Origin of the sequence: Holtiella tumoricola, assembly GCF_027857615.1 — a bacterium.
GTDB lineage: Bacteria > Bacillota > Clostridia > Lachnospirales > Cellulosilyticaceae > Holtiella > Holtiella tumoricola.
Genome location: NZ_JAQIFT010000045.1, coordinates 42242 through 67221 on the forward strand (window position 1 = coordinate 42242; position 24980 = coordinate 67221).

32 protein-coding genes are annotated in these 24980 nt (G+C 32.5%); 1 reads left to right on the forward strand and 31 read right to left on the reverse strand.

Annotation, left to right across the window (positions count from 1 at the left end; all coding sequences use genetic code 11):
- Positions 1-2: 2 nt before the first annotated feature.
- The 31 genes from PBV87_RS11470 to PBV87_RS11620 form a co-directional block, all read right to left on the reverse strand.
- On the reverse strand, positions 3-197 hold the full coding sequence (locus tag PBV87_RS11470) for a hypothetical protein (RefSeq protein WP_271012378.1): 195 nt from the start codon (positions 195-197) through the stop codon (positions 3-5).
- Positions 194-1258: a hypothetical protein gene (locus PBV87_RS11475; protein WP_271012379.1), complete on the reverse strand. Its 1065-nt coding sequence runs from the start codon at positions 1256-1258 to the stop codon at positions 194-196. Before PBV87_RS11475 ends, PBV87_RS11470 begins: the two co-directional genes overlap by 4 nt.
- Positions 1251-3938 (reverse strand): hypothetical protein, encoded by a 2688-nt coding sequence (locus PBV87_RS11480; RefSeq protein WP_271012380.1) that lies wholly within the window; start codon positions 3936-3938, stop codon positions 1251-1253. Before PBV87_RS11480 ends, PBV87_RS11475 begins: the two co-directional genes overlap by 8 nt.
- Positions 3939-3958: 20 nt before the next feature.
- A complete protein-coding gene (locus PBV87_RS11485) occupies positions 3959-5896 on the reverse strand; it encodes a phage tail tape measure protein (RefSeq protein ID WP_271012381.1) in 1938 nt (645 codons plus the stop codon).
- Positions 5897-5948: 52 nt separating this feature from the next.
- The gene (locus PBV87_RS11490; RefSeq protein ID WP_271012382.1) at positions 5949-6392 is read right to left on the reverse strand and encodes a hypothetical protein; all 444 of its coding nucleotides are present in this window, start codon (positions 6390-6392) and stop codon (positions 5949-5951) included.
- A gap of 237 nt (positions 6393-6629) precedes the next feature.
- On the reverse strand, positions 6630-6917 hold the full coding sequence (gene gpG / locus PBV87_RS11495) for a phage tail assembly chaperone G (RefSeq protein WP_271012383.1): 288 nt from the start codon (positions 6915-6917) through the stop codon (positions 6630-6632).
- A gap of 15 nt (positions 6918-6932) precedes the next feature.
- On the reverse strand, positions 6933-7499 hold the full coding sequence (locus PBV87_RS11500) for a major tail protein (protein WP_271012384.1): 567 nt from the start codon (positions 7497-7499) through the stop codon (positions 6933-6935).
- A gap of 2 nt (positions 7500-7501) precedes the next feature.
- Complete coding sequence (locus tag PBV87_RS11505; RefSeq protein WP_271012385.1) at positions 7502-7867, reverse strand: hypothetical protein; 366 nt, start codon at positions 7865-7867, stop codon at positions 7502-7504.
- A 1-nt stretch (position 7868) separates the two neighbouring features.
- Positions 7869-8270, reverse strand: coding sequence for an HK97-gp10 family putative phage morphogenesis protein (locus PBV87_RS11510; RefSeq protein WP_271012386.1), 402 nt, complete (start codon positions 8268-8270; stop codon positions 7869-7871).
- Positions 8270-8587 carry a phage head closure protein gene (locus PBV87_RS11515; protein WP_271012387.1) on the reverse strand — a complete coding sequence of 106 codons (318 nt, stop codon included), beginning with the start codon at positions 8585-8587 and terminating at the stop codon, positions 8270-8272. The genes PBV87_RS11510 and PBV87_RS11515 overlap by 1 nt, the downstream gene beginning before the upstream one ends.
- Before the next feature lie 46 nt (positions 8588-8633).
- Positions 8634-9728, reverse strand: coding sequence for a phage major capsid protein (locus tag PBV87_RS11520; RefSeq protein ID WP_271012388.1), 1095 nt, complete (start codon positions 9726-9728; stop codon positions 8634-8636).
- A 43-nt stretch (positions 9729-9771) separates the two neighbouring features.
- On the reverse strand, positions 9772-10407 hold the full coding sequence (locus PBV87_RS11525) for an HK97 family phage prohead protease (RefSeq protein WP_271012389.1): 636 nt from the start codon (positions 10405-10407) through the stop codon (positions 9772-9774).
- Positions 10408-10425: 18 nt separating this feature from the next.
- Positions 10426-10707 carry a head-tail connector protein gene (locus PBV87_RS11530; RefSeq protein WP_271012427.1) on the reverse strand — a complete coding sequence of 94 codons (282 nt, stop codon included), beginning with the start codon at positions 10705-10707 and terminating at the stop codon, positions 10426-10428.
- Positions 10694-11938, reverse strand: a complete 1245-nt coding sequence (locus PBV87_RS11535; RefSeq protein WP_271012390.1) for a phage portal protein — start codon at positions 11936-11938, stop codon at positions 10694-10696. Before PBV87_RS11535 ends, PBV87_RS11530 begins: the two co-directional genes overlap by 14 nt.
- 22 nt (positions 11939-11960) lie before the next feature.
- Positions 11961-12161 (reverse strand): hypothetical protein, encoded by a 201-nt coding sequence (locus PBV87_RS11540; protein ID WP_271012391.1) that lies wholly within the window; start codon positions 12159-12161, stop codon positions 11961-11963.
- A gap of 13 nt (positions 12162-12174) precedes the next feature.
- Positions 12175-13863 (reverse strand): terminase large subunit, encoded by a 1689-nt coding sequence (locus tag PBV87_RS11545; protein ID WP_330680394.1) that lies wholly within the window; start codon positions 13861-13863, stop codon positions 12175-12177.
- Positions 13864-13865: 2 nt separating this feature from the next.
- Complete coding sequence (locus tag PBV87_RS11550) at positions 13866-14369, reverse strand: phage terminase small subunit P27 family (protein ID WP_271012393.1); 504 nt, start codon at positions 14367-14369, stop codon at positions 13866-13868.
- 154 nt (positions 14370-14523) lie between these two features.
- Positions 14524-14964, reverse strand: a complete 441-nt coding sequence (locus tag PBV87_RS11555) for a hypothetical protein (protein ID WP_271012394.1) — start codon at positions 14962-14964, stop codon at positions 14524-14526.
- On the reverse strand, positions 14951-15316 hold the full coding sequence (locus tag PBV87_RS11560; protein WP_271012395.1) for a GIY-YIG nuclease family protein: 366 nt from the start codon (positions 15314-15316) through the stop codon (positions 14951-14953). Before PBV87_RS11560 ends, PBV87_RS11555 begins: the two co-directional genes overlap by 14 nt.
- Before the next feature lies 1 nt (position 15317).
- Positions 15318-15626 (reverse strand): hypothetical protein, encoded by a 309-nt coding sequence (locus tag PBV87_RS11565; protein WP_271012396.1) that lies wholly within the window; start codon positions 15624-15626, stop codon positions 15318-15320.
- Positions 15626-15895, reverse strand: a complete 270-nt coding sequence (locus PBV87_RS11570; RefSeq protein WP_271012397.1) for a hypothetical protein — start codon at positions 15893-15895, stop codon at positions 15626-15628. Before PBV87_RS11570 ends, PBV87_RS11565 begins: the two co-directional genes overlap by 1 nt.
- A 2-nt stretch (positions 15896-15897) precedes the next feature.
- Positions 15898-16053, reverse strand: a complete 156-nt coding sequence (locus PBV87_RS11575) for a hypothetical protein (protein ID WP_271012398.1) — start codon at positions 16051-16053, stop codon at positions 15898-15900.
- Positions 16054-16080: 27 nt separating this feature from the next.
- Positions 16081-16629 carry a GIY-YIG nuclease family protein gene (locus PBV87_RS11580; protein WP_271012399.1) on the reverse strand — a complete coding sequence of 183 codons (549 nt, stop codon included), beginning with the start codon at positions 16627-16629 and terminating at the stop codon, positions 16081-16083.
- A gap of 427 nt (positions 16630-17056) precedes the next feature.
- A complete protein-coding gene (locus tag PBV87_RS11585; RefSeq protein ID WP_271012400.1) occupies positions 17057-17491 on the reverse strand; it encodes a hypothetical protein in 435 nt (144 codons plus the stop codon).
- Positions 17488-17628: a hypothetical protein gene (locus PBV87_RS11590; protein ID WP_271012401.1), complete on the reverse strand. Its 141-nt coding sequence runs from the start codon at positions 17626-17628 to the stop codon at positions 17488-17490. Before PBV87_RS11590 ends, PBV87_RS11585 begins: the two co-directional genes overlap by 4 nt.
- Positions 17629-17894: 266 nt before the next feature.
- The gene (locus PBV87_RS11595) at positions 17895-18785 is read right to left on the reverse strand and encodes a hypothetical protein (protein WP_271012402.1); all 891 of its coding nucleotides are present in this window, start codon (positions 18783-18785) and stop codon (positions 17895-17897) included.
- A 144-nt stretch (positions 18786-18929) separates the two neighbouring features.
- The gene (locus PBV87_RS11600) at positions 18930-19139 is read right to left on the reverse strand and encodes a hypothetical protein (RefSeq protein WP_271012403.1); all 210 of its coding nucleotides are present in this window, start codon (positions 19137-19139) and stop codon (positions 18930-18932) included.
- Positions 19140-19278: 139 nt separating this feature from the next.
- Positions 19279-22362: an RNA dependent RNA polymerase gene (locus PBV87_RS11605; protein ID WP_271012404.1), complete on the reverse strand. Its 3084-nt coding sequence runs from the start codon at positions 22360-22362 to the stop codon at positions 19279-19281.
- 284 nt (positions 22363-22646) lie between these two features.
- Positions 22647-23132: a hypothetical protein gene (locus PBV87_RS11610; protein WP_271012405.1), complete on the reverse strand. Its 486-nt coding sequence runs from the start codon at positions 23130-23132 to the stop codon at positions 22647-22649.
- 347 nt (positions 23133-23479) lie between these two features.
- Complete coding sequence (locus tag PBV87_RS11615) at positions 23480-23692, reverse strand: hypothetical protein (RefSeq protein ID WP_271012406.1); 213 nt, start codon at positions 23690-23692, stop codon at positions 23480-23482.
- Between the two features lie 243 nt (positions 23693-23935).
- On the reverse strand, positions 23936-24439 hold the full coding sequence (locus PBV87_RS11620) for a winged helix-turn-helix transcriptional regulator (protein WP_271012407.1): 504 nt from the start codon (positions 24437-24439) through the stop codon (positions 23936-23938).
- 196 nt (positions 24440-24635) lie between these two features.
- Here PBV87_RS11620 and PBV87_RS11625 point away from each other — a divergent pair, with 196 nt between their 5' ends.
- Complete coding sequence (locus PBV87_RS11625) at positions 24636-24797, forward strand: hypothetical protein (RefSeq protein ID WP_271012408.1); 162 nt, start codon at positions 24636-24638, stop codon at positions 24795-24797.
- Positions 24798-24980: the final 183 nt, after the last annotated feature.

A 24980-nucleotide genomic window follows, 5' to 3' on the forward strand; every position in this document is an offset into this window, starting at 1 on the left:
TATCACGACCTTTCTTTATATAATAATTTTCCTAAAATCAAAATAGTACCACTCACATAGTTGATATAAACTCTATCGTCTTTATTAACTTGTGAAATGCTATTATAGTAAGTTTCTCTAGCTTCTTGCTCACCATCTAGCCTAAGCTTTATACCATTACTTGTAACTTCTTCTACTGTTGCAAAATATTGATTCATTCCAGTCTCACCAGCCTTTTACATGTATGATTCATCTTAGCACCAGCTTTTAACTGCATAGAGTAAGATTTTTCAATAAAAATTCCATTAACATTATCACTTCTTAAATCTATAATGTCATTCGTGTTATGATTTGGCATATTTAAAGTCTCAAATGTTATCTCCTGTTCTACTTGTACAGAATTAAAAGCTAACTTCCTGACTAAATTATCAAGTTCTTTCTGATTTGCTATATTATCAATAGACTTTATATCAGTGATCTTCTTACCGTTTCTTCTTATAACAGAAAACTTACTAAGCGTATCATTATTTATGTAGGTAGATTTCATTTCTGCTATGTTAGGACTTGATACAATACGTGTAAACACGTTAGGTATATTATAGTAATCCATATTGATGCCGATATTACCACTTATAACAGAAAATTCATTACTCTCATAAACATGACTTACGTTTATTGGACTAGGTTCTACATACTTTCTGCTAACAAACCACCCCTCTGCATCTGTTGATAGTTTTGTGTAGTTTATTTGCTCTGCCACATAATTAAACCACTCTAGTTTATTCTTAGAGTGGTCACATATTAAATCAGTATTTAATGTTAGTGTAGTGCTAGGAATGTTAATCTTAGTAACCCCACATGAGATTATGAAGTATTTAAGCACATCAATATAGTTAGTGCCTTTTATAAATAGCTTAGGAGTTATATCTCTATCCTGTTGTATATAATAAGTCTGGTCATAACATGTACATTCACAAATACCATTTAATTCCCTCGGATTTACAAATAGGTATACACCTAATGGGTACCATTTGATACTTCCATTGATATATACCCCCATAGATACCTTAACTTTATCATTTAAAAAATCTATTCTATCATCTGTAAGAAACTTCAATTCAGCACTTCTTTGTATAGTATCTTCACTATTTAAAGTAACAGTACCGCCTATAAGGCTTAAATCAAACCTTTTGATACCATAAAAGTCCATACATTCTGCTTTATACACTTCATGCCTACTACCATTTTTACAATAAAGTGCTTCTAATTCATTAGTCATACTTTATCACCTCACTGTAATCAACTTCTACGGGATCACATGTATACTGTATTCCAAACTTATCAATACTTTCAGTTATGCTACTAACAGTAACATATGCTTTAAAGTTTCTATCCCTATACAAGAATACTTGCTTCCTATTGCACATTTCAATAAATTTTTTAACATTGGATGATACAAAACTTAGTGCGTAGGTATTTCTCTTATGCTCACCGAATATTGTTACTGGACTTATCCTTCCTGTTAAAAACACTTCTTCTGACTCAAGGTAAATATCCCTTGAAAACGAATATTTGTCACGCATTATACCTACTTCCATAATGTCTTCTAACCTATCAATTGTACATATAATAGCATTATTGATGTTACATTCTGAGTACACTTGATTGCTATCTTTAAAAGTATCATTAGATGTGATACCTCTTATGTGATATATCAATTCACCCCACGCTGAGAAGTCTATGTAAGTTGTTTTTTCAGTCTTTCCAACTACTTCACCATTGCGAATAATATAAAACTTTTCAAAAACATTACCAGGATTGTCCCATGTTAACATAACATTACTAGGACACTGAATAGCTTCTAAAGCTATACCTTCATTGACATTAGCATTTATTGTGATTTGCTTATTGCCATAGTCACTTTCAAGGTTAAATTGATTCATTATTTTAACTCTTACTGTATAGATACCGTTTTCTAAGTAGTCATTAATTTTATGTACTGTGACAAGTCCGTTCTCCCAGTCTGTGGAATATATGACCTTTTCACCATTCAGCACTTCAAGAATGTATCCCTGTTGTTCCTGTGTGTCCCATGTTATAGTTGGTCTATTTGTTTGAAAAGAATCATTGCATGTAATAGTTGGGATAGGTGGTTTACCTTGTACTATCCATTCACTACTTTTTGTTGTAGGTTTTTCTATTTCTGAGCTAGTAACATATGTAACAGTTAGCAACATGCTGTGAGTGCCAGTTGTAAGTGCTCCTGCATTTAATATATACTCTTTTTCTGTTGTTCCTGTAAGAGTAGTAACACCATCAATAACTAGTTTCCATCTTGTTTGATTTTGTGAAGTCCACCAAATACGAATAGGGCTATCTCTTTCTGTTATAACTCCATCTGGTTCTAATACTCCAATGCTAGGAAGTGTTTCTGTGAGAGTGGCAGTATATTCTTTCCACTCAGTCCACCTATCCTTATATGCCACTCTCACTTTGAACTTATGAAGCCCTGTAGTAAGTGTGTTATTAGGGATATTAACGCTTATTGCAGTTGTTCCATTATAAGATTGAACTATTGATTCATCTTTATATATTTCAACTTCGTATTTCTGCTGATCTGTTGATTGCCAACTTAGAGTAAGTGGTAAATCTATATTACTTCCACTCAAAGATATATCGCTTAGTATGGCTGTAGTATCTTTTAGTGTAACACTTCTTTCTGTGCTGTTTACCCATCTGTCTGCATAAGCAACGCTAACACGCACAACACATAAGCCTTCTGAAAGTTCTTCTAATGGTATGCTGTAGTTTGTGGCTGTTGTTCCTGTATAGGTCTTAATTACTACATTTGATTTTAATACCTCTACCTTGAATTTTTGCTGATTGTTAGATTGCCAACTTACAAGTATAGGTTTTTCCCAGTAATCACCCTCTACATTTAAGCTTGAAATAGTAGCTGTAATATCTTGCAATCTTAAACTTATTTCTTCCCAGTCAGAATAATATGTAACACCTGCATAAGTTCTTAATGTTCTAACTCTAACAGTAGATGGTAATGTGCCTGTAAAAGTATTTGCTGGTATGATAAATGATTTGTCAATTCCACCACTTCCACTCTTTACATTAGCATTATTATAATAACACTCATATTCATAACTACCTTGATTTTCACTTCTCCAGTTTATAGTGATTGGATATTCCCAGTAATCACCAATGTATGCAAGGTTGGATATTTCTGGAGTCTTTACTGATAACCCTGATAATAAATAGACTTTTGTGCCTCCTGTTGGGATAATATACATATCGCCATATGATTCTAATGAAATCCCAGAATCAACATAAACCTTGTAAGTAGAGTTAACAATATCCGTTATTGTTCCTGCTGGTATAACAACTGAATTAGTGTTACTTGCTTTTGAGTATATCGTTTTTGTTGTATTATCTTTTAATATTTGTTGTAAGGCTATATAAATACCTGTTCCTGTATTTCTTGTTACAACTATATCTTCATCTATATATTTACCTGTTATTGTTGCTGAGGTAAAATCTTCAACATTTTTAGTAGTCAATGTTACACTTAATCCAGCTGGTGCATAAAAGTTTGTAGTTCCACTTGTAATTGTAGACATTAACTTATTTGAATTTTGTTTTAATGTATTTATAAGAGAGACCGTATTTAACGGTACGCTCAATTCTTTGTATATATTTCTATCTGCTGTATCTTCATATTTAGATGTGAAGCTTACAGGAAAATTTATACCAAAAGAGTTTACATTGCAATTAACGGTCGAACCCATTGAAACATTTTTTACGTTTACACCTATTCCACTGAATGTACCGTTTAAGTCCGATACTAATCCATTATTGTAATCATTTACAAGTTTAGTAAAATCCATTGTTGTAGACGTACTAGATGTAGCTACAGCCCCTCCAGATATTGAAAAACTTTTACTTCCCATAACTCATACCTCCTCTCATTTTATTTTCTTCTCGCCCTATCTTCTAATTGCCTTAATAAATCATCTACATTATTACTTTGTACAGTTAGATTTTGTATTGTAAAGCTTTGTTTATTGTCGTTATTAGTAACGCTATTTCTAAGTATGCCCTGCGTATGTCCGTTAGTGTCTACACTTGCTCCTCTAGGTAAATTAATCAATTCTGCACCACGTTCGCCAACTACAGCTAACCCACCCGAATGATACTTAGTGCCACTTGCATACTTAGGCACTTTAACGTCACCCATAGCACCATTGACTTGATTGGTTATTTTACCTACTGCATTACCCATATTATTAAATGTGCTATCCATTTCTTTTGATTTACCGAATAATACATTTAATGCTGCCACCAATAATGTTACTGCTGCTACTGCACCTGTTATAATTACAGTCCATTTTAAAACTGGATTAGCTGATGCAGAAAATACACCTGATATAACACTAACTGCTCCTGATGTTGCTGTAATTGCTGTAGAAATCTTAGTAAATAATGTTACACCTATAGCAATAGCACCTAATATCATGTAAAACTCTGCTGGTACACTTGCTAATACTGCAAATAGAAAACCTAGTGTATTTCCTAATATGCTTATTAAACTTGCTAGGTTGCCTATAGCTTCTTCGTTAGTAATCATAAAATCAACAAACTTTGATGTCATTTCTGTTATGACAGGCAATAACTTTTCTGCCAACATTGCAGACATTTCTTGTAATTGAAGTTTCATGATTCTTTGCTGGTTGGCGTGAGATTCGGATGTCTTAGCAAAGTCACCTTGAGCCTTGCTTGTCTTTTCCATGATAAATTGATAGCGTAACATTTGTTGCTCTGCTTCACTCATATCTTTCCATGATTGGCTTATGCCTTTATTCATAGCGTACTGTTCCATATTGGCAACCTTCATATTTACACCATATTTCAGCATTGTTTCAGCGCTTCCAGCCATAGCACTTGTTAAATCTTGAAATACTTTTTCTGGACTGCTATTGAAGAATGATGCCATATCACCACTTAGTTTAGAGAATGAAATAGACATATCAAGAGCTTTATTACTTGCCACACCAGCACTATCAAGAATCGCACCCATAGTGCCTGTAAATTGCTTTGCTTGCAACTCTGCAAGACCAAACTCTGTTTTTGCTGTTTTTGCAAATTCAGTCACCTTTTGAGTGCCTTTTTCACCAAATACAGATTCTATAACGTTTTCAACTTCTTGTAAGTTTGAATTAAGTTCAAGCCCTTTCTTGATGAAGTCTCCTAATGCACTAACAGCTTTTCGTATTCCATCTGCAACAAGCGTTCCAAAGGCTACATTCATTGTACTTATGCCTGTATTAGCCTTTTTCACTTCTCCATCTGTGTTTTTCACTTCTTTACCGAACTCATCCATTTTCTTTGTGGTATCTTTAAGTTCATTCTGCATAGACTTTAACTTTGCTTCTGAATTGTTTACAGAAATAGTATTATTATCAATAGCTTTTATGTTATTCTTGATTTTTTCTGTATTATTGCTGTATTTCTTCTCTAAGTCTTCTACTTCTTTTTTTAAGCTTATAGTAGCTTCATCATTCTCTCCAAGTGCTAAAACGCTGGCATTATAGGATTCTTTTGCTTTATTAAGTGCCGATTCTAAGTTCTTTTGAGTAGTTACATTCTGCTCTAATGTCTTTTGACTTTTTTCAAGCTTATCTCTATGAGATACAATTATTTGTTCTTGTATCTTGATACTCTTACTTAGTCTTTCACTATTAGCTTCTAATCCGCTTAGACTATTACCTAAGTTCTTAGCATCACCAACGGCTGCCTTGAACTCGGATTGCACAACTTTCATACTTCTATTTAAATTAGATATGCCTTCTCTAAATGTGCTATCTTTTAAGCCTAACGATACAACCATACCAGCTACTTCTTGATCCATAACACCACCTCTCTTTCATTTAAAATTGCATAAAAAAAAGAGATAGGAAAACCTATCTCAAATTAAACTTTATATATTTTTTGTTGTTTAGCTTAGTAAATACAACACTATCAACTTCTTTGTTTTCTAGTATCTTGGTGACTATTTGTATATTACCATTGCCATTTTCTATGTCACTTACTGACACAAGTTCAACGTTTATAGGTCTTTCGTTTTTACCTATCACGCTAAACCCATTTTTGCTTAAAAAATCAATAAAGGTATTCTTGTCCGCTGTAATTTCCATAATTACATTCCCATTAGATATAGCAACGTCTTCTACAACCATAACGTTATATTCTCCTGTACTTGTTATGTACTTGTAAGGATCTCCAACTTCTCCATGTTCAAATTTAAAATTATTTTTATTAAATATTGAAACAAGAACAACCACACATACTAAAAGAACCACTAAACAGAAACTTATAACTTGTATTTCTTTTTTACCAAAATTCATTACATAACCCCCATATAATGTTATCAATTATATTAATTCTATCATATTTGTTAGAAAATTTCATCTATATATACCTTATGTTTGGTGTCTGTAATCACAAGCAATTTGAAGTAATAATGAATATCCATTGTATCAATTTCATTCAATTTCCATCCCGCCTGCATTAAATCAAGATACATTTTATCAATCTGTATTTCTAGTTCATCTAAAGAGACCCCCTCTGCATTAGAGGAGGTGCTATCGGTGAGTGTCGTTTGTTACACCGTTAATAATTGTAGTGATCGTGTTTGTAATGGTCGATAAGAAGCTTCTTGCATCTAATCCATCATAAAGTTCATCTATCGTAAATTGATTACTAAAGGCGTTTACAACGATACCTACTACTAAATCTAAATCTTCTTCAGAAATATCTTCTTTGCTAAGTATTCTTTGAGCCTGTACTGCCTGTCTAAAAACTCTAGCCGGTACAAAACTACCAATAACAAATAGCTTTTCTTCATTGTTAATATTTAATGTTAATGTCATTTTCTATCCCTCTTCCTATAATTGCGATACTGTTTCACCGTAAGGTGCTTTAAACCAGTTTGTAATAACTTCTGCGCCTAATCCTGTATCTCCCTCATTTGCAGTAGCTTCCCACTGTTTATCTCTTAATCTAGGCATACAAGTAAATTGAGTTGTTTTTGATTGAAACTCTACTTTTTCAGCTTTTGTTTTAGCTGTTTCTTGTCCTAATTGACCTTTGCATTTAAAAAGCCATTTATAACGATACTTTCCGTCTGATTTAAGGCTTCTAAATCCGATTGCTATGTATGGTGCAATATCATTTGATGTTTTTACTAATACACCTTTTGAATCAACTGTATGACCATGCCAATCAGCCATAACTTCTGTGGGTACATCTTTATTTTCAATAGTTAGATCAATCCCCTCTAATGATTCTACCGTATCTGTTAACACATCGTCAGAATAGTCACTAACAGTTGATGTTCTTGGATTTATGTCTGCACTCTTAATCCCCTTAACTGTTTTTACTGTTCCATATGTTTCTGCATCTATGTCGGTCATAACTGCGTAAACTAAATTATCTAAACCTATTTGTGCCATTACTATCTACCTCTTTCTTTAACTAATTTTTCTAAATAAGAAAAGAGAATAGGTTTATGAATTATATTAATATCTCTCTCGTACATATCTGATCTGATACTAACTAACTCAAACCCATTCTCTTTCATAAGTTGTATTACTTTTTCAATAATCCCATGAATACTCAACTCATAATCCGACCATATATCAATCTGTATTTCATGTTCTATGCACATATAATCATCATCTGAGTATTGAACTGGAATTCCAGGATGTAATAGGTAACTAATACTTTGTCTCGCATCTTCATCACGATTTATTTTCTTTACCTTGCACCCTAGTATTTTCTCATCTAATGCTTTAGTAACTTTTGTATAGATATTTTCCATATTACACCCCTTCACTTAAATCTTTAAGAACATTTGACATCTCTTCTTTGATAATTTTTAATGCTTTTTCTTTTTCTTCTCTCCATGCAGGTCTCATAAATGGTGTAGCTACATGCTTTGATGTACCATTTTCAATATACCATCCCCAAATAGCTTCTCTGTCTACATCACCTATCCATACGAATTTAACATTTTTTCTAGTCTTAACCTTACTTACTTTTAAGCTATCTCTTAATCTTCCTGATCGATCATCAAATACATCTGTGTTTTTCATATTTTGAAGTATAGGTTCTGCACCTTTTTCAAGCGCCTTATTTATCGCCTTAGTACCTTTTTGTCCTAACTCATTAAGTTTTTCCATTAATTCATCCATGCCTATTAAATCTAATTCACAACTAGCCATTAAATCACCTTCTCTAATGTAAGCCACATTTCCCTATGAGCAAAGTCAACGTCTTCAATGTAACCAATACTATATAATTCCTCCCCGATTTGAATTCTCATGGACTCATTAATAATCCGGTTATATCGTATGTTTATTTTTACAGTTGCTTTATGTTCACCCGCTTGTGCTAAATATACTTGACTTCCTGACATTGGTTTGATATAAGCCCACAATCTACACATTTCTCCCCAATGCTTAACATATACACCCTCTTCGTCTTTGAACTCTTGATATTCTAATACTGTTATACGTCTATTTCTTTTACCTGTTTCCATATAAACACATCCTAAAATAAAGAGATGGCATTAAGCCACCTCAATATTAAAATTCAATCTTTTTAAGTGAACGAGTTGTTCCACCTTTTTTAACATCAAATCTTTCAAGAATAGAAATGTTTTCTGTATCGTTCTTTGGCTCTCTCCATTTTTCAATAGTAATTGCTTTTCTATCAAAGAATTTTACAGCTTCACGCATATTTGCTGTGATGAAAACGTTTTTCCCTTCTGCTGTTGGTGCAAGAATTTCTTTATCTACAACAACTAACTCTTTACCGTTGAAGAAGTATTTCCCACCCATTTCAGTTACAAGGTTAAGTGGTCTCTTTTGAGCATCTTGAAGATTTTTAAGATAAGCAAATCCATCTTCATTTGTAAGTAATACAAGACCATTTCTAACAGCTGGAACCATTTTATCCATTGTGTCTTGAATACCTTTGTAATCTGTTACATCTGTTACATCTGTAGCATTAGCTTTTACAATTGATACAATTTTTACATTTTCGTTCACTGTAGCAATCTCAGCAAAGTTCTCTTTAACTAATCCTTCAATTTCTACAGATGCATCGTCAACTGATTCTGCGGATAATACGTCCATTAAACCAACTTTTGCACATTTAAAAGCAATATCTGTTGATGCAAGTGTACCCTCTACAATGTTTGTACCCTCTACAATTTGTGATAATGCGTTTTGGTTCATGTCTACAACTGGTTTTGTACCTTCCATCTTTGTTACTGGAATAACATGACAATATTCTTTAAGGCTACCAAAACCTTTTTTGATTTTCTCAACTTCTTCAATAAATTGTTTTGGGAAAAGTGGTGCATTGTCTGCTGTAGTAATTACTGCTCTTTCCTCATCTGTCATTTCTACACCCATAATTTTCTTTGTTAAAGCTCTCATTTCATTTACTGTACTCATTTCTACATTCCCTCTTTCTTCTTTTTGATTTTGTTGTTTTTGGTTTTCTAATTCTTTCATTTCTCTTTCTTCTTGCTTTTCTTGAATAGCTAACAATTCTTCAAGTCCTCTTACTTCTTCATCTAATGCCTTTGCACTGTCTTTATCTCTGGCCTCTAACTTTGCTTGAAGTTCTGTCACCTTAGTTTCAATTTCTTGTCTTAATTCAAACGCTTTCATTAATTAATCACCTCTTATAATTTTTTTTGTATAAAAAAAAGAACTACTTCTGTAGTCCCATTCTCACTTTAATTTGATTTAAACTTTCTTGTAATACTTGTAATTCTCTTTCTTCCTGAACTTCTTTCTCATAGTCTTCTTTACATCTTTTGTAAATAGTTGTACTTGTGCTTTCGTATGCTGGATTAGTAACAACTGATACATCTGTAACCTTAGCAATCTTGTAAATGGTTCTAAAATCATAGCCTTTTGTACCATCATCCCAATCCCATTTCTGAGAATCCCTATCCGACCAGTCAATATTAAAGCAAAAACTACACTTGCCGATAATACCACTTTCCATATTAGCAATTAAGTCTCTAGCATACGATGTATTTGTAGGGATTGCATCGAAAAACAGACCTTTATCGTCCACTGATAATTTTAAACTTCCTACTCCATCCTGTTTATTATTTCTTGCTAAAATCTTGTCCCTGTCGTGATTGAATAGTAACACCACATCACTAAAATCTGTGTTATCTAATGCACCTCTTGTGATTAACTCTCTGAATCCTAAATCTTCACTTACTGAATCAAATACCAATGCATATCCTTGTATGTGGGTTTGTTTGTTATCTCCATCCCCAATTTCTCTTACTTCAAAGTTGCAAAAATTTCTAAACTCTTTATCGTGTTTCATTTTCTCACCTACCTTTCATCATGTTGTAACAGTATAATTAGATAATTTATCTAGTATACCGTGTGCTATTTTATTCATATCTTTACTGTTAACAACTAGACTTCTGTTGTCGTACATATCTGATATGATTAATAGTTGTAATAAATCAGCTAATCTCACGTAATTCTGCTCAACTTTATACCCTTCTCCAACTAATCCATCAATATAAATTTGTGATATTTCAATTAATTGTAATATGAGATTGTCATCGTCATCGCCGTCTACTTTCGTATAATTCTTAGCCTGTTCAAGTGTCACCATCCGTATCACCTACTCTCATTCCTCTTTGATAGCTAACTTTACCATCTAACAAATCTTTTAGTAATACCTGACCAGAAGGCAGTGTAACAATAGGATCTCCACCAAATTTAGGTACTCCTATAATTTCTCTCGCAAAATCTAAATCATATATCCCGTTTCTGACATATGTACTAATAACTTCTGCTTGCGTTTTAGCGTCCAACCTAAGCATAATCCCTTGATTTGCCCTAATTTTCATCCCTTGCTTTCTATCATTGGCACTTAATAATTTATAATCTAGTTCCTGCTCAATCTGTGTAATCTTGACCTGTAAGCAATCAGATAAGAATTTAATGTTATCTTGTTCCTCACTCTTTGCATTATCTCTAACAATACCAAGTTTGCTAAGTGGTACTTGTAGAGTAGTAGCAATCTCTTCTTTGCTAAGTTTTCTAAGTTCGACGAACTGTGCATCTGCTAACGATAAATTTAATTGCGTTAAATTAAATCCACTTGGTATAGTGAAAATCTTACCAGTGCTTGAATAAATCCTATTAAATTTTTCTTGTATTTTCTTTAATTCATTCTCGTCTTTGATGTCTGATACTAATTGCACTGCTAATTTGTTTGTTAATCCATTAGAAAATAGTTTGTTTAAGTAATCTTGACTTTTAATACTTGTGTCAAGTGTATTACCAGCAACATTTCTTACTGCCTTACCTTTAATACCATCTACTGTAAAATCCCTCAAAACAACCACGTCTTTATCAAACACGCTACCTATCTCATTATTAGCTGACTGCCAATCCCATAGTATTTTATTATTTTTAGTACCTTTAATTAATCCAGCATCGTCTATGGTGCAATTTGTTAACTTAACAGGATACAACCCAAGAACTTTACCTCTTGAATTCCTATTAATTAACAACCCACTAATGCCATAATGTACTGATAATGTAATAAATGTCTTAAAACAGTCTACTGCACTCATGTATTCATTAGGTCTAAGAGCCAACATATCATAAAGATAATGATCATAAAGTATTGTTTCACCCTTTGTAGTATCTTGTTTTAGCTGAAATTTACATTTTGCTATACTTTCTGATATAATTTTTAAGCAACTAAAATATGTAGACTCTTTCATATTATCTATATTTTCATAACCATTTTCTGCTGAATAAATACTAGGCCAATCATTTACACTAACCTCACGTTGTTCATCGTTTCTTTTAAGATGTCTATCTAAAAGCATCTTCTCACCTACCTTTCTTTATTTATTTTTTAATTGATAACGACAAATAAATACTTAACGCTATCAATAAAAATGCTACGCTATACATTCCAAAAATCACATTAACCATAAAATTCGTTGCTATTAGAATGACTGTTCCCATTAAAAAAAGACTATCCAATGCAATACTCTTACAAAAAATAGCCTTCTTTAATCTATTAATTTTTTCTTTAATTGTTTTCACTTTCTCACCTCTTCTACCAGTCCATAGCTTCAAGTGCCGAAATCGGATCATATATGCCTTCCTCCTCTATGTACAATTGATGCATACAAAATATTGTGGTGGCACACATATCAATTCTGCGTTTGTTCTTATGAGCTTTTTGTTTGTCAATCATAACATGTCCAGCTTTACCCCCACTCCCCAACGTTGCATTACTAACGCACCAAGTTAACAGTTCATTCTTCTCATATCTTAATTTTTGATTGTATACCACTTCTTTTAGTCCTTGCGTTGGAACAGTTAGCTCTGAATAGTTTTGATTAAGTGGTAAAACATCAAAATCTTTTGCTAAACTTTCTAACATCAGCATAAAGTTAAATCTATCTGCTACTATTATTTTTATTTTACAATTATAACGATCCTCAATACTTCGGATATAGTCTTCAATAGGCGTTTGCTGTATTGTATTAAACCCTTTTTGTATAGTGCAATAACCACGCCTTTCCATGTCATAGTAGTCAATCTTTTCCCTACGTTCTTTCAAATTTCCATCTGGTAAAAATGCATGAGCTTTAGTATAGTACATATCATCTTCTTTACACATGATACTAACAGATGTTAAATCTAGTGCTATACTACCATCTAGTGCAACAACTACCTCTTTCCCATTAAAATTAACCTTATCAACCTCACATTTTTTCCAAAGCTTGATATCAATATATGCCTCATCTTTGCTTTCTTGGACAAATACATTCATCGCTTTAGTTAAATACTCTCCAACTTCGCTAGGTTTTTCAAGTGCCGTTGCTCTGTCTTCTCTAATGGTATCATAGTTTTCTTCTATTCTAAGTGGATTTGCTTGATATATTCCTATATCATTCCATAAGTTTTCCTCATACGCATAATAAATTAATGCGAAGTGCCTTTCATTTGTAATAACTCCATTTAAAACCTTTCTTGAGTAATCTAAATCTTCTTCCATGATTGATCCATTAATCTCATATGCAGTTGTGGTCTTAAATATCAAGTTATTTAATACGTTCTTTTGCCCTGATTTCATAGCATTATAGTTTTCATTATCAGTAAAGTTACCTCTTTCATCTGCTACGAAAGCACTCGGACGAATGCTATTATTTTTACCTGATTCACTTACTCTTGGTTCAAAAAAACTATTAGTAATATTGCAAGTTATTCTTCCAACTTTATTTTTAGATACCTCAAACTTATTTTTTATTAGAGGGCTTGCATTAATGATTTGATGCATAATCTTCTTAATCTCAGATGCGAGTTCTTTTGTTAAACAAATACTATAAAACTCACTAAAATCTTGTTCTGTAAGCAATAGTAATAGAAATACTATCCCTATTAAGGCTGTTTTCGCATTCTTGCGGGCAATAAATAAAGTATTATCATTATATCTAAATTTATAAGATTTATCTTTAAATCTCCACCCAAAGACGTTTGTAATAAAAAAACACTGAAAATCTGCTAGGTTTTCTAACACTTGCTTGCCCTCTACAAATCCTGTTGCAAAATTAAATAGTTCTAATAACTCATTTATGTACTCTAATTCATCTTCGTCAAAATAATATGGAAAATCTTCTTCATATTGTCTATTACGATAATCATTTAAGAATATCTCACACTGCTTTTGTACTTCCCAGGTTGTAATCTCTTTATTATTTATTACATTTTCAGCATATCGAATTGATCTATCTAACAATATCATCCTACATCACTTCGATTCAGCTTCTTATCTCTTAAGATTTTCAACAATGGATCTTCATTATTTTTCTTTGTATTTGCGTTAATTACACTTAACCTAGCTCTTGCACTAGGACTTAGCCCTAATTCCATACAACATTTATTGAAAATCGCATTATAATCTTTATAGATAGTAGATGCAGGATTGCGTTGTAAACTTCCATCTGATTTCTCGATTACTAATCCATGTTTTTTAATAAGTTTGTTAGCTTCTTGCATCTTCACAATTGAATCCACTGTCGCTTCTAACATAGTCACATCTAAATTATTCAATATTCCACTTGCTCTAAGTTCCTCAACCAAAAACGTATATAAGGATTTCTCTTTATTTGAAAGGTGCTTAGGTGGTTCATATACCAGATCACTATTGCCTTTCAACTTTTCTTCTTCAACTTTTCGTTTTTCAACTTCTTCTTTTCCTATTTTACCAGTTGCTAACTCTGTTGGTTTGCTATGTCTAGCCACTTCATCACATCCTCTCTATAAATGATAACTATTATCTAAAACTTTCCATTTTGGCAATAATTTTAACCGTGACTCCCTCTTGGGTTCCCATTATACTTCAAAAAGGTTTCACATCCTCCCCCACTTGTAACAAAAAAGGCATAGACCTATTCATCTACACCTCATACAATTCTTTGTATTTATTTACTATACTAATCAGCTTTTCTATCTTATCTTGAGTATAATCTGGATGTTGCTTGCTGTGGCAATCATGACAAAGAGGAATCAGCAACTCTTCATTTAATCGTTCTTCCCATCCTACATCAGTCTTAATCTCATATATATGATGTGTAACATCGCAATTAACTAGAACACCTTCTTCTATTAAGCACATTGCACACAAATCATTATAGTTTCTTTTAACATGCTCAGTCATCCTAACCCATTCCCTGCTATGATAAAAAGAATCATACTTCTTATTGTCATCTGACTTTCTAACATATCTATCATAGTGTTGTCGCCTTACCTGTTTAGCTTTCTCATAACCACCACATGTACACTCTTTTCCGTACTCATACTTCTTTCTGCAATATGGGCATATTTTATACATTGACATTTGAGATCACCTCTAATAATTTTCTAGCTAAATCCTTATCTATCAATCTCATGTTATAAGCACATTTTGTTCTACTCATATTGAATACCTTATTGCAAATTGGTCTAAGCACAGAAGTAACTATATACTCAAGCACATAACGATTAATCAAAGTTTCTTCACATCTCATAACCACATCGTAACCAATTGCATTTCTACTTTCATATTCATTCTGTAGCTTTTTATTTTTGTGAGTACCATTGCTTAAGTCTTTTTGATGTTGACCAAACCTAATTAAAGGCTCTTTACATGTAGAACCAACGTAAAGAACCTCATCTGTTTCTAAATCATAAATCTTATAAATTGTTGTCATACTACTCATCAACTCTCTTAATCTTATAATATTTAACTGGTACAACATCCTCTAATGGCTTTAAGAACTCTACCAATAAGTTATCTTCCCATCCATCGTATAAAATTCTGATCTCTTCTATTTTATTCAAGTCACACTGTGGCACCACGTTCACCCCAAGCAAGTCAAACAACTCATAATGTACGTCGTGTCCATCAAAAACATGTATATATCCATTCTTTTTAATAATACTCAGTTGTTCAATTCTATTTATCAGCTTATTATATTGCTCAATACTTTTCTTAGCCTCATTATACTCTAAAATATCCATTATCTATTTCCCCTTTCACTTCTACACATCTTCTTTAAGCAACTAAAAAGATGGTTATAGCTAACTAGATCAACCATAACCACCGCCTCTTCTTTTACCACCTTATCAAAATATCCAACCAACTCTTCAACCCTTCTATCATCGAATTGATACCACAAGAAATTATCTTTGTTATAAAAATCTATATATTGTCTTACTGAACATTCATTTGGTTCTACTCTAAGCGAATATAGCGCATATGCTACACTACCCGTATTTTTGCTAATCATATCTATTTCTCCCCTCTATTTGTACGTCTTTCAATTAATAATCTAATGGAGCACAGCATAATGATTACTCTTAACATTACTAGATTAATAGTAATCACACCTCCATATGCTGATAACGCAATACCTATTAATTGCAAAATAATCATAAATATATCCACAACATCAAGTATATTAATTTTCATATCTTACTCTACCCCTCTCATTTTTTGACCATTTGCAATCTTAATAATGTGTCCCACTGATACCATATACTTTTCAGCTAGTTCATTTGCCACGTCTCTTTTAACACCGTGATCTGCTGAGTTATACGTCTCTCTTATGTATCTAACGTCATCTTCACTCTTAATTTTCGCATTACCATTTCTAATTCCAGCCTGACTTTGTTTCATTTTGCTAGTATCAGCGACCTTATGACGACCAGCTTTATGTTGTTGCTTGTTTACAAGTGTCCATCCATCTACACGTTTAACGTAATTAAAGTAATCCATTTCTAGCTCTGCTAAATCTTCATCACTTATACTGTTTGCTACTACTTCTAATATTTCAAATTTAATTCTATTAGGATCATCATTCCATGCTTCTTGAAAATATGGATGAGTACCCTTTCTTAATCTAGCCATATTGTTAGACCATCTTTTAGCGATCCCTTTAGCGCTACCTACATACACTTCACCAGTAATCACATCTTCAATTTTATAAACACCTGTTACAACGCCTTTAATTTTATTAATCATTCCTACCATCACCTTTCTAATTCTCCATTTGTATTTTTATAGTTTCGTATTGTTTATTGCATCAAAAAAGGCCACCTCTACTAAAAGGCAGCCAACATTTCTATATATAGTTTCCCATTCTATTTGTTGTACTTGTCGAATAATACATTGCTTATTTTTATTCCCATAAATACTATTGCAAGTGTAATAATCAACCACGTAGGCATTGATATTACTCCACACATCATAATTAGATTGAACCACCAACTATTTAACATTTGCTCCATTCTTATCATCACCTTTCTTAATTTTATAATTTTCATCTAGCTGTTTAATCATTTCTTCCTTCGGAGGACACCTCGTTTCATGGTATCGTCAACCGACAATTTTGGTTTCTCTTAAATTTGAGCATAAAAAAGACACCCTATAATAAAGTGTCTCTATCCATTCAGTATTCATATATCATTAGCAAGTTCTTCCTGACGGAACGATTCGTTCTGTTTGCCTCTTTCTTAGCGACTTCATTTTGCTTGATAAATTTCTCCTGTTCTTCTTCTGTCATACTTGTAATAATTTTTAATGCCACAGTAGGTTTAATTGTTCCTGTTTCCAACATATCTTGAATTTCTGGTGATGATTCAGCTAATTTTTTGTAATTAATTAGCATTTGTGGTGTCATACCAATATCGTTAGCTATATCCCGCTGTGTTTTTGGAGCTTTAAAATTATTTGAAAGCTCCTCTTCTTTTATGTATTGATTTCCCCTGAATGATGATCCTCCATTTCTAATGCCATAAATTCTCTCCAGCTCAATAATACATCTACCTAACTTAATTGGATTTGGATTACCAATACCACGTTGTTTTAAATTAGTATCAATCAAAGACAAATCGTCTCCGAGTTTTGAACACCATGAATGTAGCCTGTCTGAATGGCTATACTTGATACTTCGAATACTTCAAGGTAGTTAGGCTGCAAACAAGTTGCAACCCTACATCCATCTATTCCACTACGTTTCATATCTGTCTGTGCATATGCGAGTCAAACTTTTTATTTGTTACTGGCTAATTATTTATAAATATTCTGACTAATATCCAAATTGTTATTGACATTCCTGTATCACTAATGGTATACTCAATCTATAGTCAAATATGGTGGGTTAGTCTGTAATACCAAGAGAGAACTTTTTCATTAAACCTTTGTCTATCAAGGCATTGGCTTATTTTTTTGTCCATAAAATGTCTAGTTTTTAGCCGTTTTGTCCATAAAATGTCTAGTTTTAAATACTACGAAACCATATATCCAAAGTCTGCCATTAGTATTTTCAACTCATTTACTTGATTTGTTGTTCCGGCATAATAAATAGCAGGGTTTACTTTAATTACAGAACCAGCACTTCTTTTTGTGATTGCAATTACATCTTTACCACCTATTTTTAACTGTAACAATTCTTTTTCTAATCTTTTAGATTTAGTCTTATCATATCCAACCAAATCGCATACACCCTTCATATTCATAGCAACAACTTCTTCATAATTTTCTTCACTCACATCACTTACTGTAACGACATTATACTTTAGATTTATGTATGGTAATAATGCAAATAAACAATAAAGCCTTCTATGTTGTTTTGCAGAACATTGATTATACAGTTCTCTAATCCCTTGATCAAATACTCTAGTATAATTACCTATATTATCTTTACTTTTCCCAACTTCACCTTTTATAGCATATTCATTATTGATTATATATCCACCATTACACTCAATGATTAATTTATTTTCTAAAAGAATAGATATTGTTTCCGCAAACTCAGACTTACCTAGTTTTAGGATAGATGCTATCTCTTTCTTAGTAAGCTTATTTTTGTGAGTGGATTTATCGTCAACTAGAAAACAATCTTCATAATTCATATAGCTACACAGATATAAGAATCTAGTTTTCATTTGGCAAGGTATGTCTACACTCTTTAGTTTTGTAAAAAAGTGTGAGTAGTAGCTGCCAAAATATGTATCTCTGATAATATTAAATTCATCTTTTCTTGCCGTGTAGTCCTTCTCTTTTTGTACTGTTAGAACGTCATATACATTTTCCTCATATTGTACTGTTTTACCAGTGAGTTTACTCGTTTTGGTTACTGTATTAACGTCTATTGGTTTGCTATTATATTTGCCCATGTTACCATCTCCATTCTAATTTATTTGTAACAGCACCACCCTTATTAAATATGGGAGGTGCATACTATGTATATCTGAATAAATGCAACACTCTACAAGATGCTCATATATTGAACACCTCACACAATGCTGCATTTGGATCTATTAGCATTTCATTAAGTATTCGCCTAATTCTCTTCTAATTGCTTTGACAAATTCAATATCCTCATCATTAGATGACTTTAGCATATCTTCTGATACATAACCAATACCTTCTAACACTTCTTCGATTATTTGCGTAATCGTCATATTGTATAGGCCACCGTCTTTTACTAATACTTGAAAAACTTCTTGCATATCATTTGATTTAATCATTTTACATCACTCCATTCTAAATTTTATAATAGTACGATTTTAAGGATGATCGTGAACCTTTATTAAATTAAAAACAAGTGAGTAATACCTGTCACTACTGGGGACGATGGATATCGCCGAACGTAGTGAGGGTATCCCCTTACATAGTTGTTATTATCACATTTGCACTTTTTCTAGTTTTAGCAACACTCTTAATGCTCTCTATCTTAATTCTCTTCACATCGTTAAGATTTACACTATCCGTCAATTGAACACACTCAACAAATACTGATCCTACCACTTCTCCTGTCGCTTCTCTGATGAGTTGTGGCTCTTTATCAGTCTTAGAGATAAGTAATACATCGCCATCGTAAATTCCATCTAATAGACGAACCCTAATTTCTTTTGATGTAATCCCCATTGTCTTGTATGCCCTTTGAATGACTTCTGATTGTAAGTTTTCACTTAATTTCATATGAACCCATACTGCATCATAACGCTTCCCTACATATTCATACTTACCATTTTCAGACTCTACAAATTGTCTGCATTTATCAACATGTAAACATGACTCAAGAGTATTCCATAAGTGTGTGATAATGAATCTTCCTGATAATTCTAATCTTTCACAAGCGTATGCTACCAATCTATAGCCGTATTTATCTTCAAGTTCTTTACAAAGTAATGTAGTGTCTGCATCCAATTGTCTGTATTTAGGTCTCTTTTCGTCAGATGTGATATGAGACATTCTGATTTTGTTTGATTCTCTATTGTGCTCCTCATATACGTCTTGCAGCATCTCTTTTAACTCATTAAATGTCTCTACTTCACTCTCCTCAAGCTGCGCATGTAAATATGGATATAGTAACCACGAATTATCTTTAGCCTTCATGTTCTCAACGTCTTCTCTATATAAGTCTGTAGCAATTCTTAGTGCGTTCATATTCATAGGATTTAAAGTGTACTCTGTTTCAAATGATGATACCTCTTTGAGATACTTCAGAAAACGTGGTTTTTTCTTACCTTTGAATAGAGACTTAGCATAGTCAAATTCGTGTTCTGGTATAGCTTTTAAGGTCTTGCTTTTATCTATCCCGAGTTGTTGCAATCTGAGTAGGTAAAATCCCTTGTCAGTTGTGTTAATTAGTGCTTTGGCTATATCTTCATTAGTAACATTTTTGATAATCAACTCACCATCTTTAATAAGTGATTGAAGTTTCTCATATGTTTCAAGATTTAACTCACTCTTTGCCTTATCCCTTTCATACTTATCTGCTATTCTTTTAATAGTCTCACATTGCCCCGTATACCATTTTGTAGATTTAACCTTATCCATAGCCTCTTTGTATGTATAAACTTTTCCACTCTTACTTTCATACTTGTATATAGAAGTTGCTTGTGAGCTGAGTATCATTCCCCAGTTTGCTAGCCTGCATATATCGTTCCCACTTGCCTTGATAGTTGCAATAAATTTGTTTTGGTCGTTAAATTCCATCTCTACTGCACTTGCTTTATCATCGTCTGGATTGTAGAACCACCATTTTTTACCGTCTTCTATACACTCTACAATGTTGTCAATAATCAGCTTGTCTTTAACCACCAAACACTGATCCCCATCAAAGTCTCCATCTAAATGTAAGTTGTCACATTGATTAAATACTATAAGCTCCTCACACTTTGGCATATATCGTTCATATACGTCATTGGTGATGGTTGTAACTTTTCTAACCTCGTTATAACAGTTAAGCGGACAACGTTCTAATGCTACTTCTTTATTTGCATTATTATAGATATAGAATTCGCCTTCTTTTAAGCTTTTATCATGATACATTACCTCTCCTGCACTATTCATCATTGTATAGATAAATGAAATAGGATCAGCAATCATATACTTCCAATCAGCATTTATATAGAACTTTCCACCACATAGTTGACGTAATTTCTTATTAATAAGTCTAGCTTTACTTTTTTGAACATATCCTAAATGAATAAGATTTTCATCAATATTCAATAGTGCTTTCATTTTTGTTGATGGAACTACCTCTTCTGGCTCAGAATCCTCAATATCTTGTTTCACTATATCGTTTAGGAATAACTTAAGTACATTAATGTCATCTTCAAGTATTTTTCTATATATTTTTTCTGTGTAAGATGATAATGTCTGCATATCTTCATAGGTTAATGATAAGTTACCCAATAGTTGGTAGTTCGCAAGACTCATCTTCTTACATTCTTTTTTGTTGACTTTGGTGATATAAATTGAACTCATCAGGTCACGATCTACTTCATTAAGTTCATCAATAGCTTCATAAACTGCCTTTTGTGATTGGCCTTTCCAATGTTTATACCACTTTGCACTCGATTCATTTACGATAATATCTACATCGTTTATGTTTCTCCACTTGCCGAATATATCTTTTACTCTATATGTACCATCTTTCATTTTTTCAAATGTTTCAGTATTATGTGTGTAAAACTCATCTATAAACTTTTCAAAATCAACTCTTACAAGTCCACCCTTCATAGCCATTGGATAGTGCCTAAAGATACAGTAATCAACCTCATAATCAAGATTCATTTGACGTTGTATCTCATCTGCTAATCTTGGTGACATTATTCCTCCACCATCTGAGAATACATGACTTACTGGAAAGTTTGGTTTATCTTCTAATACAATCCCTTCATTAGTCAATCTAGGTATTTTGTAGTTAGCTGCATGTTGATATTCGATCTCTGGTAATACTACTACGTTAGGTTGATATGTAATTTTCGTTGATGTGCTAGTTGTTAATGATAGTCTTGAGAGATAATCTTTACACATCTTTACATTTGTTCCATAGAGGCTATCTACTTTTTTCAGTGTGATTAATCGTTCAAAATACTGTCTAAAGTCAATCTTATCTTCTTTAATGAATAACATCTCGCATTTTGTATCTTCTTCAAAGTCCTCATCTTTCATCATGCTAGTTGATGAGAACCAGCCAAAATAACGTTCGTTGTTTAGAAGTACGCCTTCTTCACAAAACCTTATGGCATTCTCCTCATCGGATGGTAATGTTAATTTAAAAATACCTTCAATTAAATTTTCTTTAATATTGTAATGCTTGGTGAATGCATCACAGAGGAAGTTATATCCTAATCTAACTTCACTCTCTTTTAAATCTGCACATTCAATTTCAATCTTTGTTGGCGTTACTTTCACTTTTGTAAAAGCTCTCATTATAAATTGTTTTGATTTACCCATTACAAATCACTCCGTTCTTTAAAAGTTTTTTCTAAAACTTACATAATTTCCTGTTTAAACATTTCCACCTTCACTACTGGGGACGATGGATATCGCCGAACGTAGTGAGGGTATCCCCAATTGACTTAATAGAATAGAGTGTGCTATCATTCTTTATATAATGTTTATTAATAACACACTCGAAGACCTAATCTATTGCAGTAGAAAAGGTCTTTTTTATAGTTGGCACTAGGTAGTTCCCACCATTTGAGTTAGGGACTTTTTTGTCCAAAACTATATATGTACTATGCTCTAATCTGTGCATTGAAGTAACGAATATTTGCATATGAAACTAATGTATTTTCCACATACACCTTAAACCTACTCATATAATCATCCACTAAAGATTCATACTTTTTAGCCTTTACATTTAATGAAACTCTAACCTTTAATACGCAATCCTGCTTTCCTAGTGAACCCTCAATGTATTCTGCGTATTCCATATATTTTTCACCATCAATTGGGTCAACTTTTTCTTCAAGAGTAAACAATCCATCCATAATTGGATTGATATAATTAACAGATACTTTTTCTCCATACGTATATCTATTAAATGTATCAGCCAACAATCTATCATGGTCTAATTCTAATAACACTTGTTCACATGCTAGTTGATCCATATTCACTTTTACTTCAATTTCTCTACATACTGGTAAATTTGCCATAATTATCTTCTCCTCTGGTGGGGTTGCCACATCATTTTTAATAGATTCAATTACTGGACGTTTCACAACGTTCTTTAAAGATTTTACAAACCTCTTAATTCTTAAACCCTTTGATACTCAATAGATACAGTCATTTCTCTTACTTACTATAATGTTATGTTATACATCATTCTATTGACGTTCCCAATGGTGTATGGTATACTCTCCATATGAGTTTGAAATACGAATTTGAAATATTATTAAATTACTCATAAACACCTAATATAAAAAGTAAGTTAAATATAAAAAAATAAATAAAAATCATATGTGGATACCAAATTTCAGAACGATAACAGGTATACACTATTTTTCGTGCATAGGTCGTACTATAAACTATACATTAAAATTTTTAAATTGTAAATACTTTTTTCTACTTATGCTAAAAATTCTTCCATGTCATAAATTTGGTTATTGATATAGATACATATCTCTAAGTAATTTTTAGGATAGATCCCTCCATCTTCATACATATCTAGTAACATTTCTTTTACTGCAAGCATCACTTCTTCATCACTTGCTTCGTAATTCCCACTTAACTCACGTACTGTTTTCATCCACTCTTTTACTTCTGTTTCAACATTAATCATTTTCTATTCCCCCTAATTAATTTACATAATTACCATACTATTTTACAATAAATAACATTTTTAGACAAGTTCTAGTAATTATATACTATTTCTTGAGCTAAGTAAGTTACTAAGTAGATACTAATTGTAGCTAATGTAAGTAATGTTTGCGAGTAATCAAGTGTGTACATGACGTAAGTAGCTAGGAAGCTTATTATAAGTGCCAGAGTGTGATTTAAGATTGTTTTCATTTGTATACATCCCCTATTCGTATTGTTCTTCTAACCGTTGCATTTCTAGCCGTTCTAGTTCGTCTATATCCCAATTATGAGAGTAAGTTGTAGTGAACTTATTTTGTTTACGTTTGTTATAAAAGTTACTGCCAAATGCAACCTGCTGAACAGTTTCAGTACCTACTTTGGTCTTTTGTGTAATGTAGTCTGATTTGATTTGTTTAGCTTTCTCTTTGCATTTCTTAACTGTTTCTATCACCTTTTGTGCCATTTGCTTGAATGTGATTGTACGTCTTTCTACTTCTTTGCTGTTTGTCTTATATCTTAGGCTTATATCTAAGTAGTTTTCTTTCACAAGTTTGCTGATGATAGCTGATACTCTACCTTTGCTGATGCCAATTAGTTGAGCAATTTGAGCATTAGATAGGAAACAACCATTTTCAAAAGAACGTGCTAGAGATAGGATAAATTTTTCTTGAAGATTAAGATTTTCTAAAGATAAGATTTCAATCGGCATTGTAACGTATTGTATCATGTTATCACCTCTTTTCTAGTGCTTACTAAGTGTTGCACCATGTCTATGTTTTTATATTATCATAGGTGTTGCACCATGTCAATGATATGTTTCATTTTATTTTAATTTATTTCATCTTGTATACACCATTGATATTAGATGCTGTATATGATACAATAAGTGTAACTAGTAAAAAATCACTAAAGGTGGTGATATGATGGCAATAGGTGCAGACAAAGTAAGAGTTATGGTTACTATTAGCGAAACAGAAAAACAACAACTTGAAGAAATCTCAAAGTTACAAAATAGAAATCTTAGTAATTTGATAGGTACGATCATAAAAGAATACTTAAACGAGCAAAAGGCTGACCAGAAATAGGTCGGTCTTATTTTTTTTGCGGTTCCTAATGCACATCAAAAAGTGCTATGTCTTAGATGACGGCAAATGCTTCAATGTTGAAGCATTTATATTGAGACAAGCAAAAAAAAAGACATTCACCCTAACTGAGTGAATACCTCAATTCATAATCAATACGTGGTACATCTACATCCTAAAATATAT

Bases quoted from the DNA above. Each gene is read 5' to 3' on its own strand.
- PBV87_RS11500 (WP_271012384.1), bottom strand. From the start codon at position 7,499: ATGGCACAAATAGGTTTAGATAATTTAGTTTACGCAGTTATGACCGAC.
- PBV87_RS11595 (WP_271012402.1), bottom strand. From the start codon at position 18,785: ATGGGCAAATATAATAGCAAACCAATAGACGTTAATACAGTAACCAAA.
- PBV87_RS11620 (WP_271012407.1), bottom strand. From the start codon at position 24,439: ATGATACAATACGTTACAATGCCGATTGAAATCTTATCTTTAGAAAAT.
- PBV87_RS11535 (WP_271012390.1), bottom strand. From the start codon at position 11,938: ATGCTTTTAGATAGACATCTTAAAAGAAACGATGAACAACGTGAGGTT.
- PBV87_RS11520 (WP_271012388.1), bottom strand. From the start codon at position 9,728: ATGAAAGCGTTTGAATTAAGACAAGAAATTGAAACTAAGGTGACAGAA.
- gpG (WP_271012383.1), bottom strand. From the start codon at position 6,917: ATGACATTAACATTAAATATTAACAATGAAGAAAAGCTATTTGTTATT.
- PBV87_RS11515 (WP_271012387.1), bottom strand. From the start codon at position 8,587: ATGGAAACAGGTAAAAGAAATAGACGTATAACAGTATTAGAATATCAA.
- PBV87_RS11485 (WP_271012381.1), bottom strand. From the start codon at position 5,896: ATGGATCAAGAAGTAGCTGGTATGGTTGTATCGTTAGGCTTAAAAGAT.
- PBV87_RS11530 (WP_271012427.1), bottom strand. From the start codon at position 10,707: ATGGTGACACTTGAACAGGCTAAGAATTATACGAAAGTAGACGGCGAT.
- PBV87_RS11510 (WP_271012386.1), bottom strand. From the start codon at position 8,270: ATGGCTAGTTGTGAATTAGATTTAATAGGCATGGATGAATTAATGGAA.
- PBV87_RS11470 (WP_271012378.1), bottom strand. From the start codon at position 197: ATGAATCAATATTTTGCAACAGTAGAAGAAGTTACAAGTAATGGTATA.
- PBV87_RS11580 (WP_271012399.1), bottom strand. From the start codon at position 16,629: ATGATTAATAAAATTAAAGGCGTTGTAACAGGTGTTTATAAAATTGAA.
- PBV87_RS11475 (WP_271012379.1), bottom strand. From the start codon at position 1,258: ATGACTAATGAATTAGAAGCACTTTATTGTAAAAATGGTAGTAGGCAT.
- PBV87_RS11555 (WP_271012394.1), bottom strand. From the start codon at position 14,964: ATGTCAATGTATAAAATATGCCCATATTGCAGAAAGAAGTATGAGTAC.
- PBV87_RS11565 (WP_271012396.1), bottom strand. From the start codon at position 15,626: ATGGATATTTTAGAGTATAATGAGGCTAAGAAAAGTATTGAGCAATAT.
- PBV87_RS11490 (WP_271012382.1), bottom strand. From the start codon at position 6,392: ATGAATTTTGGTAAAAAAGAAATACAAGTTATAAGTTTCTGTTTAGTG.
- PBV87_RS11615 (WP_271012406.1), bottom strand. From the start codon at position 23,692: ATGATTAATGTTGAAACAGAAGTAAAAGAGTGGATGAAAACAGTACGT.
- PBV87_RS11570 (WP_271012397.1), bottom strand. From the start codon at position 15,895: ATGATTAGCAAAAATACGGGTAGTGTAGCATATGCGCTATATTCGCTT.
- PBV87_RS11505 (WP_271012385.1), bottom strand. From the start codon at position 7,867: ATGGAAAATATCTATACAAAAGTTACTAAAGCATTAGATGAGAAAATA.
- PBV87_RS11625 (WP_271012408.1), top strand. From the start codon at position 24,636: ATGGCAATAGGTGCAGACAAAGTAAGAGTTATGGTTACTATTAGCGAA.
- PBV87_RS11525 (WP_271012389.1), bottom strand. From the start codon at position 10,407: ATGAAACACGATAAAGAGTTTAGAAATTTTTGCAACTTTGAAGTAAGA.
- PBV87_RS11480 (WP_271012380.1), bottom strand. From the start codon at position 3,938: ATGGGAAGTAAAAGTTTTTCAATATCTGGAGGGGCTGTAGCTACATCT.
- PBV87_RS11590 (WP_271012401.1), bottom strand. From the start codon at position 17,628: ATGAAACGTAGTGGAATAGATGGATGTAGGGTTGCAACTTGTTTGCAG.
- PBV87_RS11600 (WP_271012403.1), bottom strand. From the start codon at position 19,139: ATGATTAAATCAAATGATATGCAAGAAGTTTTTCAAGTATTAGTAAAA.
- PBV87_RS11560 (WP_271012395.1), bottom strand. From the start codon at position 15,316: ATGACAACAATTTATAAGATTTATGATTTAGAAACAGATGAGGTTCTT.
- PBV87_RS11605 (WP_271012404.1), bottom strand. From the start codon at position 22,362: ATGGGTAAATCAAAACAATTTATAATGAGAGCTTTTACAAAAGTGAAA.